The organism is Spirosoma horti (genome assembly GCF_054776595.1).
This window is the reverse complement of the sequence record NZ_BAAHBQ010000002.1, coordinates 171082-185877: the sequence shown is the minus strand read 5'-3', so window position 1 is coordinate 185877 and position 14796 is coordinate 171082. Positions and strand designations below refer to the sequence as shown.

Annotated in this window: 13 protein-coding genes; 8 read left to right on the top strand and 5 right to left on the bottom strand. The window is 52.0% G+C overall.

Going from position 1 to position 14796, the window contains the following annotated elements; translation table 11 throughout:
* Window positions 1–169: 169 nt before the first annotated feature.
* The 5 genes from nagB to ACYVAM_RS04805 all read right to left on the bottom strand — a co-directional run bounded on the left by nagB (window position 170) and on the right by ACYVAM_RS04805 (window position 5355).
* Window positions 170–2143: a glucosamine-6-phosphate deaminase gene (nagB, locus tag ACYVAM_RS04825; protein ID WP_461064493.1), complete on the bottom strand. Its 1974-nt coding sequence runs from the start codon at window positions 2141–2143 to the stop codon at window positions 170–172.
* A gap of 117 nt (window positions 2144–2260) precedes the next feature.
* Window positions 2261–3430, bottom strand: coding sequence for a Gfo/Idh/MocA family protein (locus ACYVAM_RS04820; protein ID WP_461064491.1), 1170 nt, complete (start codon window positions 3428–3430; stop codon window positions 2261–2263).
* A gap of 89 nt (window positions 3431–3519) precedes the next feature.
* A complete protein-coding gene (locus ACYVAM_RS04815) occupies window positions 3520–4122 on the bottom strand; it encodes a GNAT family N-acetyltransferase (RefSeq protein ID WP_461064489.1) in 603 nt (200 codons plus the stop codon).
* A gap of 7 nt (window positions 4123–4129) precedes the next feature.
* Window positions 4130–4537, bottom strand: coding sequence for a ketosteroid isomerase-related protein (locus tag ACYVAM_RS04810; RefSeq protein ID WP_461064487.1), 408 nt, complete (start codon window positions 4535–4537; stop codon window positions 4130–4132).
* A gap of 53 nt (window positions 4538–4590) precedes the next feature.
* Window positions 4591–5355 (bottom strand): NUDIX hydrolase, encoded by a 765-nt coding sequence (locus ACYVAM_RS04805; protein ID WP_461064485.1) that lies wholly within the window; start codon window positions 5353–5355, stop codon window positions 4591–4593.
* Window positions 5356–5700: 345 nt separating this feature from the next.
* Between ACYVAM_RS04805 and katG the strand changes: the two genes are divergently transcribed.
* From katG to ACYVAM_RS04765, 8 genes are all read left to right on the top strand, one after another.
* Window positions 5701–7977, top strand: coding sequence for a catalase/peroxidase HPI (gene katG / locus ACYVAM_RS04800; protein WP_461064483.1), 2277 nt, complete (start codon window positions 5701–5703; stop codon window positions 7975–7977).
* A gap of 199 nt (window positions 7978–8176) precedes the next feature.
* The gene (locus ACYVAM_RS04795) at window positions 8177–8683 is read left to right on the top strand and encodes a (2Fe-2S)-binding protein (protein WP_461064481.1); all 507 of its coding nucleotides are present in this window, start codon (window positions 8177–8179) and stop codon (window positions 8681–8683) included.
* Complete coding sequence (locus ACYVAM_RS04790) at window positions 8680–10875, top strand: xanthine dehydrogenase family protein molybdopterin-binding subunit (RefSeq protein WP_461064479.1); 2196 nt, start codon at window positions 8680–8682, stop codon at window positions 10873–10875. The genes ACYVAM_RS04795 and ACYVAM_RS04790 overlap by 4 nt, the downstream gene beginning before the upstream one ends.
* A 100-nt stretch (window positions 10876–10975) precedes the next feature.
* On the top strand, window positions 10976–12169 hold the full coding sequence (locus ACYVAM_RS04785; protein WP_461064477.1) for an XdhC family protein: 1194 nt from the start codon (window positions 10976–10978) through the stop codon (window positions 12167–12169).
* Window positions 12170–12171: 2 nt separating this feature from the next.
* Window positions 12172–12795, top strand: coding sequence for a nucleotidyltransferase family protein (locus tag ACYVAM_RS04780; protein ID WP_461064475.1), 624 nt, complete (start codon window positions 12172–12174; stop codon window positions 12793–12795).
* 69 nt (window positions 12796–12864) lie between these two features.
* On the top strand, window positions 12865–13281 hold the full coding sequence (ruvX, locus tag ACYVAM_RS04775) for a Holliday junction resolvase RuvX (protein WP_461064473.1): 417 nt from the start codon (window positions 12865–12867) through the stop codon (window positions 13279–13281).
* A 73-nt stretch (window positions 13282–13354) separates the two neighbouring features.
* Window positions 13355–13927, top strand: coding sequence for a peptide deformylase (def, locus tag ACYVAM_RS04770; RefSeq protein WP_461064471.1), 573 nt, complete (start codon window positions 13355–13357; stop codon window positions 13925–13927).
* 75 nt (window positions 13928–14002) lie between these two features.
* Window positions 14003–14791 (top strand): amidohydrolase, encoded by a 789-nt coding sequence (locus ACYVAM_RS04765; protein WP_461064469.1) that lies wholly within the window; start codon window positions 14003–14005, stop codon window positions 14789–14791.
* Window positions 14792–14796 lie beyond the last annotated feature (5 nt).

The following is a 14796-nucleotide window of genomic DNA, read 5'->3' as shown; positions in this document are numbered from 1 at the left end:
ATAATACAACTATTATATATTGATGCAATTATATCTAAAATCTATATTATAATAAACAAGTATTTAATATTTTACGGCTTGTGCCTCGGTCAACGTACAGTGTCACTCATAAAAAATCCCTGTACACACTTACATGTTGTACAGGGATTTTTATGAATGGGTTTCTATATTAAAACCGCCAGCGGACAAACGCTTCCATGGCTTCGTATTCGGCTAATCCGAGTTTGTTGTACAGGCCAGCCGTAGTCCGGTTGCGTTCTTCGGCTCGTTGCCAGAATTCGCGCGAATCGGTGCCCTGGTATACGACACCATCTTTTTGAGACTGGTGTTTGAAAATACCCAACCGTTTTTTCGTCACCTGATCGGGCGACATAGGAACGGCCATTTCAATTTCGTGAATATCCCACTCCGCCCAAGCACCGCGATAAAGCCATACCCAGCAGTCTTTCATAAAATTCTTGTGTTTCAGCCGACGAACCGATTCCAGAATCGCATCCAGACACACTTTGTGGGTTCCGTGTGGATCGGCCAGGTCACCGGCCGCATAAATTTGATGAGGCTTGATCTCTTCGATCAGTGCCATTGTAATTTTAATATCCTCTTCGCTCAGAGGCTTTTTGGCGACGGTGCCGGTTTCGTAGAACGGCATGTTCATAAAATGGGCGTTCTCGACAGGAATACCCACAAACCGACAGGTCGATTTTGCTTCACCCATCCGAATCAACCCTTTCACATAGCGCACCTCGGCGGTGTCCATTTCAGAGTCTTTCTTCTCCCGCAAGGAGGCAGCCGCATCCTGAAATATGCGGGTTGCTTCCGGGCTTTTGATCCCAAATTTGGTATTGAAATCGACAACGTAATCGGCAAACCGAAGGGCTTCATCATCGGCAACGGCAATGTTGCCCGATGTCTGGTAACCAATATGCACCTCGTGTCCCTGATCCCGTAACCGCTGGAAGGTGCCCCCCATCGAGATAATATCATCGTCGGGGTGCGGGCTGAAAATCAGGCAGCGTTTATGAGCAGGCAACGCCCGTTCTGGCCGGTTTGTATCGTCGGCATTGGGTTTGCCACCCGGCCAGCCCGTAATTGTATGTTGAAGTTGATTGAAAACGTCAATGTTGATATCATACGCCTGACCATATTGGGCCAGTAAATCGCTCATCCCGTTGTCGTTATAATCGCGGTCGGTCAGCTTCAGAATGGGCTTACCGAGCGTCAGAGACAAATACGTGACGGCTTTTTTCTTCATCTTATTATCCCACTCCACAGAATCCACCAGCCAGGGTGTTTTCATGCGGGTAAGCTCCGATGCAGCCGCTTCGTCGATAACGAACAAAGCATTTGGATGCGTTTGCAGGTACGAAGCCGGGTTCAGTTCGGTAACCAGCCCTTCGACCGCTCCCCGAATAACGGGCGCTTTCCGCTCCCCCCAGGCCAGCAACACCACACGACGGGCACCCAGAATACTGGATACGCCCATGGTGATCGCCTTACGGGGAGTTTTCGGTAATCCACCAAAATCAACCGATGCCGCAGCGCGGGTCGAGTTGTCGAGCATCATCAACCGTGTGTGCGAATTGATCAGGGAACCCGGCTCGTTGAAGCCAATGTGTCCATTTCCACCAATACCCAGCAGTTGGAAATCCAGCCCACCGGCGGCTTCGATGGCCGCTTCGTATTGCTTGGCAAACTCGCCCACTTTATCCGTCCGGAGTGTACCATCCGGCACGTGATAATTCCCTGCTGGAATATCGACGTGGTCGAACAGTTGCTCCCGCATGAAGCGCCAGTAACTTTGCAGAGAGTCGGGCTCCATTGGGTAGTACTCGTCCAGGTTGAACGAGACAACGTTGCGAAAGCTCAGGCCTTCTTCGCGGTGCATCCGAATCAATTCGGCATAAACCGTTTTAGGCGACGAGCCGGTTGCCAGGCCCAATACACAGGGCTTGCCCTCGCTTTGTTTCTGACGAATCAGATCAGCGATTTCCTGTGCCACTGCCCGCGATGCATCCTTGGCATCAGCGTATATGTGGGTTGGAATTTTTTCATACGTGATGGCCGACTGAATAGGGCCACCGGTGAGTGCTGCGCCCGGCGTTTGACCGTCCGGGTTATCGAGTAATGGAGACTCCGTAATCATGATGCGCTATGCGGAGAAAAGATGAGACAGCACAAAGGTCGAAAAAATTCAGCTAGTTTTCAGTTAAATTTCGATTGGAAACCAATATTACTAAATTTTTTTATTAACTGCTTAGGCCTACCTCCTGTCTTCTTGCCGGGCCATTTTATCCGCAATCGTAGCTGTTTCCAACGAACTTAAGCCGTTCTGCTCCGTAATAAGCCGGTGCGTACCCGGATAATGAATGCCATTAATCTGATCACGGAACATCAGGCGGAGCAATTCACCATATAAATGCTGCTTTTCTTCCCCAAAACCGAAGCGCAGTTCAATTTGCTGATAGGCGTCAAATTCTTTGTGCCGACCGCGAAGGGGTAAGTCTTTTCCACCAATATTGGCCGTTACGTTGAGTTGCGCGCCCGGGAACAGATCCATAAGCGCCCGGGTCGTTTCTTCGTCGGCCACGCAGCGCAGGATCATACGGGTAGGCACCCATTCAAAGAGCGTAATGTCGCCCCGCTCAAATACCAGCCGCATTTCCTGCCGATCCATCCGCCCGGTTTGTGTAAATCCGTGGTAGAAATTGACCAGTTTCCGGCCTGTTACGTCGTCACCGTATTCGACGGTCGCCTGGACCTGGTCTTCGATGTCATTGCTGTTGGGACGCTTGACAATCTGGGCCGACTTCACGGTTCCCTCGCCCAGCCAGCCCGCAAACATGTCGAAAAAGTGAACGCCGTGCTCGATGAAAATACCGCCACTTTTGGTCCGGTCCCAGAACCAGTGCTCGGGCGAAAGGCCTTCGTCACCCGCGTAGTTCTCGAAATATCCGTGCAGGAAATCGCCGAGGAGGTTCTTGTCGATCAGGTGTTTGATCCGGGCAAACATGGGGTTGTAGCGCTGCATCAGGTTCGTTACCATCAACAGCCCTTTTTCTTCAGCCAACGCCAGCATTTCGCGGCCTTGTTCGGGGTTCATGGCCAGCGGCTTTTCGCATATGACATGCTTACCAGCATTAAGTGCCAGCATGGCCTGTTCATAGTGCAAAAAAGGCGGGGTGGCAATATAAATAACATCCACATCGGGATGATTGACGAGTTCTTCGAGGCTTCCTAACTGCTCCGCACCGAATCGTTTAGCGGTTCGAATCGCTTCTTCCCGTTTCGATCCGGCAATGGCCACCAGTTTGGCCTGGGGGTGGTTCGGCGATCCGACTTGTAAAAACTGCTGTACGGCAAACAGGCCAAAGCCGCCCATACCGATAACTCCAATTCCGATTTCGCGTTCGGTTTTCGCGTTTGTTTCCATACCCTTACGTGTTGTATACACCAAAGACAACCGTATGAGCGGGCTTTATGTTGGGAAAGAGTCTTGTCTGAGCCTCATTAGTGGCTACATCAATCGAGCATTCGCGTCCAGTAAATCATGGGTTTGGCCGTTTCGACTGTCTCGTTTCGGTCGGGCCAGACAAACGTACTTTTCAGTGTATCATCGCGTCGATAGCCTCGCTTTGTCCAGAACCCATCAAGTGGCTTATAGCCATCAGGGCGAAGCGGATGGTCGATTGGGCGCTGAACGGCGCAGAAACAAGCCATTGTGTATTGACCAAACTGTCGGGCGTGGGCTTCGCGCTCGTCGAAAAATCGGTTTCCCAATCCCAGACCACGGTAAGCGGGCAACAGGATACTTTCACCGAAATAGAAAATTGTATCCAGATCGTAGCCTGCCGTCAGGAAAGGCGCCTGTACTTCGGCCGTTTCGTCGCCAAGTGGCAAAGCGGTTGTTGCGCCCACCATTCGATCTCCGTCGTAGACGGCAAATAAAAATGAACGCTCGGCGCGGGCGTAGGTTTCCAGATAGCTTTTTTCGTAGTCAACAGATCCCTCGTAGAGATACGGAAAATCGTAAAAGACCGCGATGCGCAACGCAGCCAGCTCGTCGAAAACCGTTCGAAACGCTGGCCCTGTCAGTCGAAGAAACGTGAGGGATGAATCGTTCACCAAATTGCTATTGATTACCTAACACCAGCGACTCCCAAAGCGGCAAGTTATAATACGTGGTGACGCGGGTAATCAACCCATCGGTAACTTCGAGGAACGAACCGGCGGGCAATACGTAGGTTTGTCCGGTAGCGGCTGGCAGATCGCCATCCGTTTTCTTGTACATGCCATTCACGACAAATTCGCAGGCCACCCGGCTGCCGGTTGGTTCGGTCATAATAACCAGATCGGTCAGGGTCTCGTCATAGCAATCATCCATATGCTGAAGAAACTGCCGAAATACTTCTTTGCCGGTGCGCGTAGCGCCTTGATTGCTGTCGTGGCGAACATCGGCATGAAGCAGACTGAGCATCGTCTGCCAATCTTTGCGGTTAAACGCGTTGTAATAAGTCGAAACAGTGTCGCGAGCGGTCATAAGCGGTCTTTTCTAACCAGAAATTGATGGTCAAAGATAACCGGTCAACTAGATTAGACAAAAATCAGATTTCCGTTAATGAGTGCTTTCTGGTAGTTCTGCTGGTCGAACTGATAGAGATAAGGCGACTTATGAGCACCACCCGTCCGCCGTTCATTCAGGCGGGTCAGGATGCTCAGCCCCGTTATTTTCTTGTGGAAATTCCGGGCATCCAGGGGTCGCCCAAGCACGGTTTCATAGAGCCGCTGCAACTCAGGAATGGTAAACTTTTGGGGCATCAGGTTCAGGCCGATAGGTTGCCAGTTCAGTTGAAGCCGAAGGGTTTGCAGCGCTACATCAATGATCTGTCGGTGGTCATACAGCAACGATGGTAAGTCCGATACATCGCACCAAACACATTCGTCCGACAGGAAATCGGCAGTGGGCGTCACTTTCGTATAATCAACCAGCGCATAATAGCCCATCGAAATGGTACGGTCAGGGCAAATACCAAACAACAAGTCGGGCATTTTCTGCCGCCGTAAGGTATCATTCTGGTCATATCGAACAGCGTCGCCAAAAAGATGAAATTGTTGCAGGAATAACTGATTCAGGCCCGTCCGCTCGTGTAGCACCCGCTGGGCCGCAGCATCTACCGACTCGGCCTTGTAGATAAATCCACCGGGCAAGCTCCATTCTTTTGTGTCTTTCCAGCGCAGCAACAGTACTTTAAGCTTTGTATCATGAAACCCAAAAATAACACAGTCAAGCGATACCCCTGAGATGCATTCACTCGCTACTTTTTTGTAATAAGCAATTAGATGTTCGGTATATGTCATGCCTGGCCTTAATTTTCTCTATGTCACTATAACATAATAAAGGAAATCGTGTATAATTACCAGTATTTTTTGGTTTAATCAATCATTTGTTACCTTGTTTCTTATCTTTTGTAGAAACAGCGCTTTGCCTGTACAGGGTGGTTGCTTTTGAAGAACTACTTTATTCGCTCGTTTATGTTGGCTGGATCAGTCAGTCCATGACGCTAGTTTGCCTACCGAACCTACCCTTAGTAGCCCTAAACTGATCTTATAGATATTATCTATGATTATATAAAAACAATTAATAAAAATTATACTAAAGGTTAATGTAAGTTTGACATGTCAAACAATAAAACTCCACCAAAGATGGAAAACATCGAAAGACAGGATACACAAGACCCATCTGTATGGGACGTCAATGATGACAGCCAGGTCAACACTGTTGGCAAGTGCCCTTTTCTAAATGGGGAACTCAACAAAAGCGCTGGTGGTGGCACCAGAAATCGCGACTGGTGGCCAAATCAGCTACGATTGGATATTCTGCGGCAACATTCTTCGCTGTCCGATCCGATGGGCGAGACGTTTAACTATGCCGAAGAATTCAAGACGCTCGATCTGGCGGCCGTAAAGAAAGACATTATTGATCTAATGACCACCTCACAAGACTGGTGGCCAGCCGATTACGGTCATTATGGCCCTTTCTTTATTCGGATGGCCTGGCACAGCGCGGGTACTTACCGCATTGGCGATGGTCGTGGTGGCGCCAGTTCCGGCGCGCAGCGCTTTGCCCCGCTCAACAGCTGGCCCGACAATACCAACCTGGACAAAGCTCGCTTGCTGCTATGGCCAGTCAAACAGAAATACGGCCGGAAACTTTCGTGGGCTGACCTGCTGGTTCTGACTGGCAACTGCGCGCTTGAGTCGATGGGCTTCAAGACGTTCGGCTTCGGTGGTGGACGTGAAGATGTCTGGGAACCGGAAGAAGACATATACTGGGGCTCCGAAACCAAATGGCTGGGCGACGATGTTCGCTATGCCAATCCACATGAGCGTACGCTGGAGCAACCTCTTGGGGCGGCTAATATGGGGCTTATCTACGTAAACCCCGAAGGTCCGGCAGGAAATCCTGATCCTGTTGCCTCAGCGCATGACATTCGTGAAACCTTCGGCCGTATGGCCATGAACGACGAAGAAACCGTCGCTCTCATTGCGGGTGGACATACATTTGGTAAAACCCACGGGGCGGCCGATCCAAGCCAATACGTTAGTTCCGAACCCGCTGGTGCAACCATCGAGGAGCAAAGTCTTGGCTGGAAAAACTCATTCGGTAGCGGTCATGGTGCAGACACCATAACCAGCGGTCTGGAGGTTACCTGGACCACGACCCCAACCCAGTGGAGCAACGACTATTTTGAGCACCTGTTCAACTATGACTGGGAGCTAACCAAGAGCCCGGGCGGAGCCCACCAGTGGCGGCCGAAGGATGGAGCCGGGGCCGGAACCGTGCCCGACGCACACGATCCGTTGAAGCGCCATGCCCCCATGATGCTGACGACCGATCTGGCGTTGAGAGCCGATCCAGCTTACGAAAAAATCTCAAGACGCTTCTACGAGAATCCGGATGAGTTTGCCGATGCTTTCGCCCGCGCGTGGTTTAAGCTGACGCACCGCGATATGGGGCCAATCGAGCGTTATCTGGGTCCGGAAGTACCAACTGAAGAGTTGATCTGGCAGGATCCTGTTCCCGCCGTTACGCATACGCTGGTTAACGACCAGGATATTGCAGCGTTGAAAGCAAACATTCTTGCTTCCGGCCTGACGATTCCTCAGTTGGTATCTACTGCCTGGGCCTCAGCCTCCACCTACCGTAACTCCGACAAACGGGGTGGCACCAATGGTGGTCGTGTCCGTCTGGCACCCCAGAAAGACTGGGAGGTTAACGATCCGGCTCAGTTAGCCACCGTATTAGGTACGCTCACGAGTATTCAGGAAGAATTCAACAGTACCCAGTCGGGCGATACCCGAATTTCAATCGCCGATCTGATCGTGCTGGGTGGCTGTGTAGGTGTTGAGCAGGCGGCTAAGAACGCCGGTCACGACGTAACGGTGCCCTTCACCCCAGGACGTACCGATGCCTCGCAGGAGCAAACGGATCTGCAGTCATTTGCTGCGCTGGAACCAGGTGCCGATGGGTTCCGCAACTACCTGAACGCCAGACATAAGTCGGCGGCAGAGGATATGCTGATCGACAAAGCGCAATTGTTAACGTTGACGATCCCTCAATTGACGGTGCTTATTGGCGGTATGCGCGTGCTGAACACGAACTTCGATCACTCGAAGCATGGCGTCTTCACGGATCGTCCCGAAACGCTCACGACTGACTACTTCGTCAACCTGCTCGACATGAGTACGACCTGGCGGGCAACGTCAGATGCGCAGAACATATTTGCGGGTAGCGACCGTAAAACAGGCGAAATCAAATGGACCGGCACGCGTGTCGATCTGATCTTCGGCTCGAATTCGGAACTCCGGGCAATCGCCGAAGTCTACGGATGTGGCGACTCGCAGGAGAAATTCGTGCGTGACTTTATTGCCGCCTGGACCAAGGTGATGAATCTTGGCCGCTTCGATCTGGTAGCTTAGTCTTGCGCTATTAGTCAATACTGAAAGGTGGCCTGAAAACGGGCCACCTTTTTGTGTGATATCCCCGTTCAATTTGCGCCGGATTACCGCACCCGTGATTAACCATCCGTAGGTTTCTGTTTTATCGGTCAAAAAGCTTAATTTTAATGAAACTTTCGGTTCGCTTGTACACCGGCTCATTCCTTATCCATTTCAGGCTATGGCTCTCGTAAAATTGACCATTAATAACCAACTACACACGGTTGATGTAGACCCGGATATGCCCTTGTTGTGGGCCATTCGCGATATGGTCGGCCTGACCGGTACTAAGTTCGGGTGCGGCATTGCCCAATGCGGAGCCTGTACGGTTCACCTCGATGGCGCACCCATCCGCTCCTGCAGCTACCCGGCTTCAGCCGCTGCGGGTCATAAGATTACCACCATCGAAGGGCTATCAAAAAACGCCGACCACCCGGTTCAAAAAGCCTGGATCGAGCACCAGGTCCCGCAATGCGGGTATTGCCAGTCCGGGCAAATTATGTCGGCAGCGGCCTTACTGAAACAAATCCCAAAGCCTACAGATGCCGACATCGACACGGCTATGCAGGGGAATATATGCCGCTGCGGTACGTATGAGCGCATTCGCAAAGCCATTCATTCGGCCTCGGCCGATATGGCGTCGAACCCTAAAATGCCTAAATCAACTCCTAAAATCGGCAAGCGATGAGTCATACACCTACGTCTACCGGAACGGATAACGGTACGAGCCGCCGGAATTTCCTGAAAGCTACGGGACTGGCCGGAGCCGCTTTTGCGTTGGGCTTACCGTCGGCCAACGTCCTCGCCAGTCCCGTCTTAAACCTCAGTGCACTACCTGATTCTGTTGAATTGACGCCCTATATCCTGATCGAGAAATCGGGGCACATCACGATCATGAATCCCCGCCCCGAAATTGGACAGGGAACCTACCAATCTGTTCCAGCGCTCATTGCCGAAGAACTGGAAGTCCCGCTGGACAACGTTACGATTCTGCAAACCGGGGGCGAGAGTAAATACGGCGGCATGTGGTCGCAGGCCGTGGGCGGTAGCGGCTCCATTCGGGGTGGCTATACGCAGATGCGCAAAGTGGGCGCTTCGGCCCGCGAGATGCTTCGGCAAGCAGCCAGCCAGCAGTGGAATGTATCCGTAGACGAGTGCGTTGCCGAAAATGCGACCATTATTCATAAACCGACCGGCAAAAAGCTAACCTATGGCCAGTTAGCCGACGTAGCAGCTAAACTTCCGGTCCCGAAAGAGCCGACGCTGAAAGATCCGAAACAGTTTACGATGCTCGGCAAATCGATGCCCCGGCCCGACGTTCCTCTCAAAGTAGCCGGGAAAGCGACGTTCGGTATAGATGCCAAGGTGCCTGGTATGGTGTATGCTTCCATCGAACGGTGCCCGGTCTTTGGCAGTAAGCTGGTCAGTTTCGATGCTGCTCAATCGCTGAAGGTGAAAGGCGTTCAGAAAGTGGTAAAAGTGGAACGGGTCGTTGGGAAGAATCAGTACGATGGTGTAGCCGTTATTGCAGATACCTACTGGGCTGCCCTCCAGGGTCGCAAAGCCCTGAAGGTAACCTGGGATCATGACAAATACGAGACATTCAACTCCGTCGACTTCGAGAAACAGCTTCGCGAGTTGGCAAAAACGGATGGCGTACAGGGCCATAACGCGGGCGACTTCGATAAGTCATTTGCCGATGCTCCGAACCAACTGGAAGCGTTCTACGAAACCCCGATCGTGAGCCACTCAACCATGGAGCCCATGAATGCCCTGGCGCATTATCAGGCAGGGGATAAAGTGGAGCTTTGGGTGTCCTCGCAGGGGGGCGATTTGGTCAAAGACGAAGTGGCCAAAGTCTTTAAACTTCCGGCCGACAATATAACCGTTCATGTGCTGTTCAACGGGGGCGGCTTTGGCCGACGATTAACGCAGGATTTTGCGACCGAAGCCGTATCGCTGTCCAAAACGATTGGCAAGCCCGTCAAGGTCATCTGGACGCGGGAAGATGACACGCAGCTCGGCCCTTTCCGACCCATGACGTTCTCGGCCATGCGCGGAGCGTTGTCTGCCGATGGGAAAGCCAGTGCGCTTCAGCATAAGGTTATCTCGCCGTCGATCGACGCGACGATGAACCCAACCTACGATAAGACAAAGCCCGATGGAACCATGCTCGAAGGAACCAACGAGCAGAAGTACGAAATCCCGAACCTCAACACGCGCTATGTCCATGCCGATATACACATTCCGCTCACTTACTGGCGGTCGGTGACGAGTTCGACGCTGGCGTTCTCGCACGAGTGTTTTATCGACGAAATGGCCCATAAAGCCGGTCAGGACCCACTGGCGTTCCGGCTGTCGATGCTGACTAAAGAAAGTGATGCCAAACGGGTACTGCTCAAACTGAAAGAGGTTTCGGGTTGGGATAAACCGCTGCCTGCGGGTAAAGGACGGGGAATTGCCCAGTGGGAATTCTTCGCTGGGCTAGCCGGTCAGGTGGTTGAAGTTTCCAAGAACAAGACGGGTGGTATTACGGTTGATAAGGTCTATTGCGTCATCGACCTCGGCACCGTGGTCAATCCCGATACGGTGAAAGCCCAGGTCGAAGGCGCCATTGCCATGGCCCTGACAGCCGCCACCAAAGATGGTATCACATTCGAAAATGGCCGGGCCGTTCAGGCAAATTTCGACGCCAACCGCATGCTTCGCATCAATGAGATGCCCTCGGTCGACGTCCACATTCTGGCAGAAGGTGGTCCAACCATCAAAGGCGTTGGCGAACCGGGCCTGCCGCCTTTGGCTCCTGCTTTAGCAAACGCTGTTTTTGCCGCCACCGGCAAACGCATCCGACGGCTACCATTTGATTTAGAAAAGATATAATGCCTGGTTTTTGGTTTATTATATTCGGCTGGCTGACGCAAGGATATAGTATGCTGGTCTGGTCAGCCAACCGAATACCGTAAACGGCAAACTGATAATCATGAAAGAAATCACCCGTATTGTCGAGGTTTTTGAGCAAATCGACTTCTCCCAACGCAAAGCGGCCCTGGCAACAGTTGTCTGGGTCGAAGGATCGTCGTATCGGCGGCCCGGTGCCCGAATGCTGATCACCGACGATGGCCGCTGGGAAGGCGCCATTAGCGGTGGATGCCTGGAAGGTGATGCGCTTCGGAAAGCCCGACAGGTGATGCTTGACGGTCAACCGATTGTGGTTACTTACGACACAATGGACGACGGAGCGAACAGCTTTGGCGTTGGTCTGGGTTGTAACGGAATCATCGATGTCCTGATTGAGCCCATCGCGCCCGACAGCCCCCAAAATCCCGTTGCTCTGTTGAAGGAATTTACAAGCAAACGGGATGTCCGTGCGCTGGCCACGGTCCTGAAAAGCGACGGGCAGAGTAACTTAACGCCCGGTAACCGGTTTTTGCTTACTCAACAATCCGATGCGTCAGTACCCGAATGGTTGTACAATGATATGAACGACGTATTTAGTACGGGCAAACCTCTGACCCGTACCTATACCGTCTCGTCGGGAAGCGCAGAAGTATTTATCGAGCGGATCGACCCGGGCATCGAGCTGGTCATTTTTGGAGCGGGTTATGACGTTATTCCAGTAGCTAAAATGGCGCGTGAACTCGGCTGGCAGGTAACCGTTACCGACGATTGCATCGCTCATTTATCCCCCAAACGGTTTCCGGTTGCCACCTGCGTGCTGTATGCCGACCGGGAAGCGGTTATCGACAAGTTGACCATTACCAACCGAACAGCGGCTGTGCTGATGTCGCACAACTTCAACTACGACCGGGCTGTACTGGAAAAGCTACTCACAACAGACATACCGTATATTGGTATGCTGGGGCCACGCAAACGATTCGACAAGATGCAGGATGAATTCCGGAAAGACGGCCTGCATTTCAGCGCAGCCTCGCTCGATCGGGTTCATGCGCCCATTGGCCTGGATGTCGGTGCCGAAACGCCGGATGAAATTGCGCTGTCGATCATGGCTGAAATCAAAGCGTTCTTCACGAAGGGATCCGGTGGTTTTCTGAAAGATAAATCAGGTCCTATTCATGAGCGACTCTCGGGCAATTCGGCCAACCACCGTCGGCAGGCGGATCCTGTTGATCTGGACGCTGGTGGCTACAACGCGATCAGCGCAGACGTCATTTAAGCATGACGGTTGCAACAATCATTTTAGCGGCTGGTGGGTCGACCCGGCTTGGGGGGGAGCCTAAACAATTGCTTACCCAAAACGGCAAAACGCTCGTCAGACAGATTACCGAGGCCGCCTTATCGCTAAAAGCGGGTCCTGTGGTCGTCGTGTTGGGCGGGAACGAGGAACGAATCCGGGCAGAACTTACCGATTTGCCTGTCCATGCGCCTGCCAATGGCAACTGGCAGCAAGGCCTGTCGTCCTCCATACAGGTTGGCCTGAATCAGCTGAGCGACGAACCCGTGGATGCCTTTTTGATCGTTCTGACCGACCAACCCTATGTCACGGCGCATCTTCTACGCCAACTGATTACCACGCAACACCATACGGATAGAGGCATCGTTGCCTGCCGTTATGGTGTACTGGGGCATCTGGGTGTTCCGGCGTTGTTCGACATCCGTTATCGATCTGAGTTTATGCAGTTGTCTGGCGATACGGGTGCCCGCAAACTTATTCAGCAATACGCCAATGACTGCAGCGAAGTATTGTTTCCACAAGCGGCCATTGACCTTGACACCTGGCAGGATGTAGACGCCTGGCGCGGGACAGAAGGTAAATTTAAAGCAGAGGACGAACATTCTTGAAGAGCTTATTTCGCTCCGGGCCATACACACCTTGCCCCTTGCGCCCTCCCTTCGTACCTTTGCTCCGAAATGGCACGACTCCTGGCAATTGATTATGGTATGAAGCGCACCGGCATTGCCGTAACGGATCCTTTGCAACTCATTGCGTCGGCGCTGGAAACGGTACCTTCTCACGAAGTGCTGAAGTTTTTAAGAGCCTATGTAGCCCGGGAGCCGGTCGACGCGTTTGTGGTGGGGTTGCCGAAGGGGCTGGATGGTGCCGATACGGATAACACGCCCAGAGTCAGGAAGTTCGTGACCCATTTAGAAAATGCATTGCCCGATATTCCCGTTTACTGGCATGACGAACGATTTACGTCGGTTATGGCTCTTCAGGCAATGATTGCCAACGGTAGCACGAAAAAAGATCGTCGGGTAAAGGGCAACATCGATAAAATCAGTGCGGCTATTATTCTTCAGTCATACATGGAAAGTAGAAAAGAATGATGAATGATAAATGATGAATGATTTTATAGCGTAATCATTTATCATCCATCATCCATGATTCATCATTAAAAATATGATTCTCCCAATTATTGCCTACGGTGACCCCGTTTTACGAAAACGGGCTAAAGATATTGAGCCCGGTAGCCTCGACGTTAAAGCGCTGAGCGACAATATGTTCGAAACGATGTATGCGGCCTCAGGTGTTGGTTTAGCAGCGCCACAGATCGGGCAGAGCATTCGTATGTTTGTGGTAGACGGCGAGCCGCTGAACGAAGACGAGCCAGAAGAAGACGTGGATCAAAGTCTGGTTGGCTTTAAAAAGGTATTTGTTAATCCCGAAATCATCGAGGAAGCAGGCGACGACTGGGGATTCGAAGAAGGATGCCTGAGCATTCCGGGCATTCGGGGCGAAGTGTTTAGGCCCGAAATTATTGTGATTCGCTATTTCGATACCGACTGGAACGAGCACGAGGAGGAATATGAAGGCATGGCCGCCCGGATTATTCAGCACGAATACGACCACCTCGACGGGAAGCTCTTCACCGATTACCTGCCTTCCCTTCGCCGAACGCTCATTAAGAAAAAACTGGCCGACATTTCAAAGGGAAAGACGGATGCCGAATATAAAATGAAGTTCCCAAAATGATGGCGAGTTATAAATGATGAATGTGCCTCTTACCAGCTCGTCATTTGTAACTTATCATTTATAATTTATTATTCCATGCGCATCACCTTTCTCCAGACTACCCTTTACTGGCACGACCCGGTGGCCAATATGGCGATGCTGGAGGAACAGATTTTTACGCTGGCCGCCCCCACAGACTTAATTGTCCTGCCCGAAATGTTCACAACCGGTTTCACTATGGAGGCCCAAGCCGTTGCGGAACCCATGAACCTGACGACTTTTCGCTGGATGAAACAGATGGCGGCTCAAACAGGCGCCGTTGTTACGGGCAGCTATGTGGTGAAGGAAAATGGCCGCTTCTTCAACCGACTTGTGTGGATGCAGCCCGATGGGCAATTTGATACCTACGATAAACGCCATCTGTTTCGCATGGCGGGTGAAGACGCGATTTACACCGCTGGCACTCGCCGGATTATAAAGGAATGGAAAGGCTGGCGCATCTGCCCGCTGGTTTGTTATGACCTCAGGTTTCCTGTCTGGAGCCGCAATACAGCCACGGCCGGTTCGCAGGCTTTCGACTACGATCTATTGCTTTACGTCGCCAACTGGCCATCTGCCCGGCGTACCGCCTGGAATACGTTACTACAAGCGCGCGCCATCGAGAACCTGAGTTATGTCGTGGGTGTCAACCGCGTTGGCGAAGATGGCAACCATCATCCCTATTCCGGCGACTCGGCTGTTATCGACTTCAAAGGTGATGTATTGTTCCGGCAGTCCGATGTTGAACTCGTCCATCAGCATACCTTGTCCCTGGATGAACTGCGGGCGTTCCGGGAAAAATTTCCGGCCAATCTGGACGCCGATTCCTTTACGTTATTTCCATAATACCG

Excerpts from the sequence above, each read along its gene's own strand:
- nagB (WP_461064493.1), bottom strand. The coding sequence starts at position 2,143 with ATGATTACGGAGTCTCCATTACTCGATAACCCGGACGGTCAAACGCCG.
- ACYVAM_RS04820 (WP_461064491.1), bottom strand. The coding sequence starts at position 3,430 with ATGGAAACAAACGCGAAAACCGAACGCGAAATCGGAATTGGAGTTATC.
- ACYVAM_RS04810 (WP_461064487.1), bottom strand. The coding sequence starts at position 4,537 with ATGACCGCTCGCGACACTGTTTCGACTTATTACAACGCGTTTAACCGC.
- ACYVAM_RS04805 (WP_461064485.1), bottom strand. The coding sequence starts at position 5,355 with ATGACATATACCGAACATCTAATTGCTTATTACAAAAAAGTAGCGAGT.
- katG (WP_461064483.1), top strand. The coding sequence starts at position 5,701 with ATGGAAAACATCGAAAGACAGGATACACAAGACCCATCTGTATGGGAC.
- ACYVAM_RS04795 (WP_461064481.1), top strand. The coding sequence starts at position 8,177 with ATGGCTCTCGTAAAATTGACCATTAATAACCAACTACACACGGTTGAT.
- ACYVAM_RS04790 (WP_461064479.1), top strand. The coding sequence starts at position 8,680 with ATGAGTCATACACCTACGTCTACCGGAACGGATAACGGTACGAGCCGC.
- ACYVAM_RS04785 (WP_461064477.1), top strand. The coding sequence starts at position 10,976 with ATGAAAGAAATCACCCGTATTGTCGAGGTTTTTGAGCAAATCGACTTC.
- ACYVAM_RS04780 (WP_461064475.1), top strand. The coding sequence starts at position 12,172 with ATGACGGTTGCAACAATCATTTTAGCGGCTGGTGGGTCGACCCGGCTT.
- ruvX (WP_461064473.1), top strand. The coding sequence starts at position 12,865 with ATGGCACGACTCCTGGCAATTGATTATGGTATGAAGCGCACCGGCATT.
- def (WP_461064471.1), top strand. The coding sequence starts at position 13,355 with ATGATTCTCCCAATTATTGCCTACGGTGACCCCGTTTTACGAAAACGG.
- ACYVAM_RS04765 (WP_461064469.1), top strand. The coding sequence starts at position 14,003 with ATGCGCATCACCTTTCTCCAGACTACCCTTTACTGGCACGACCCGGTG.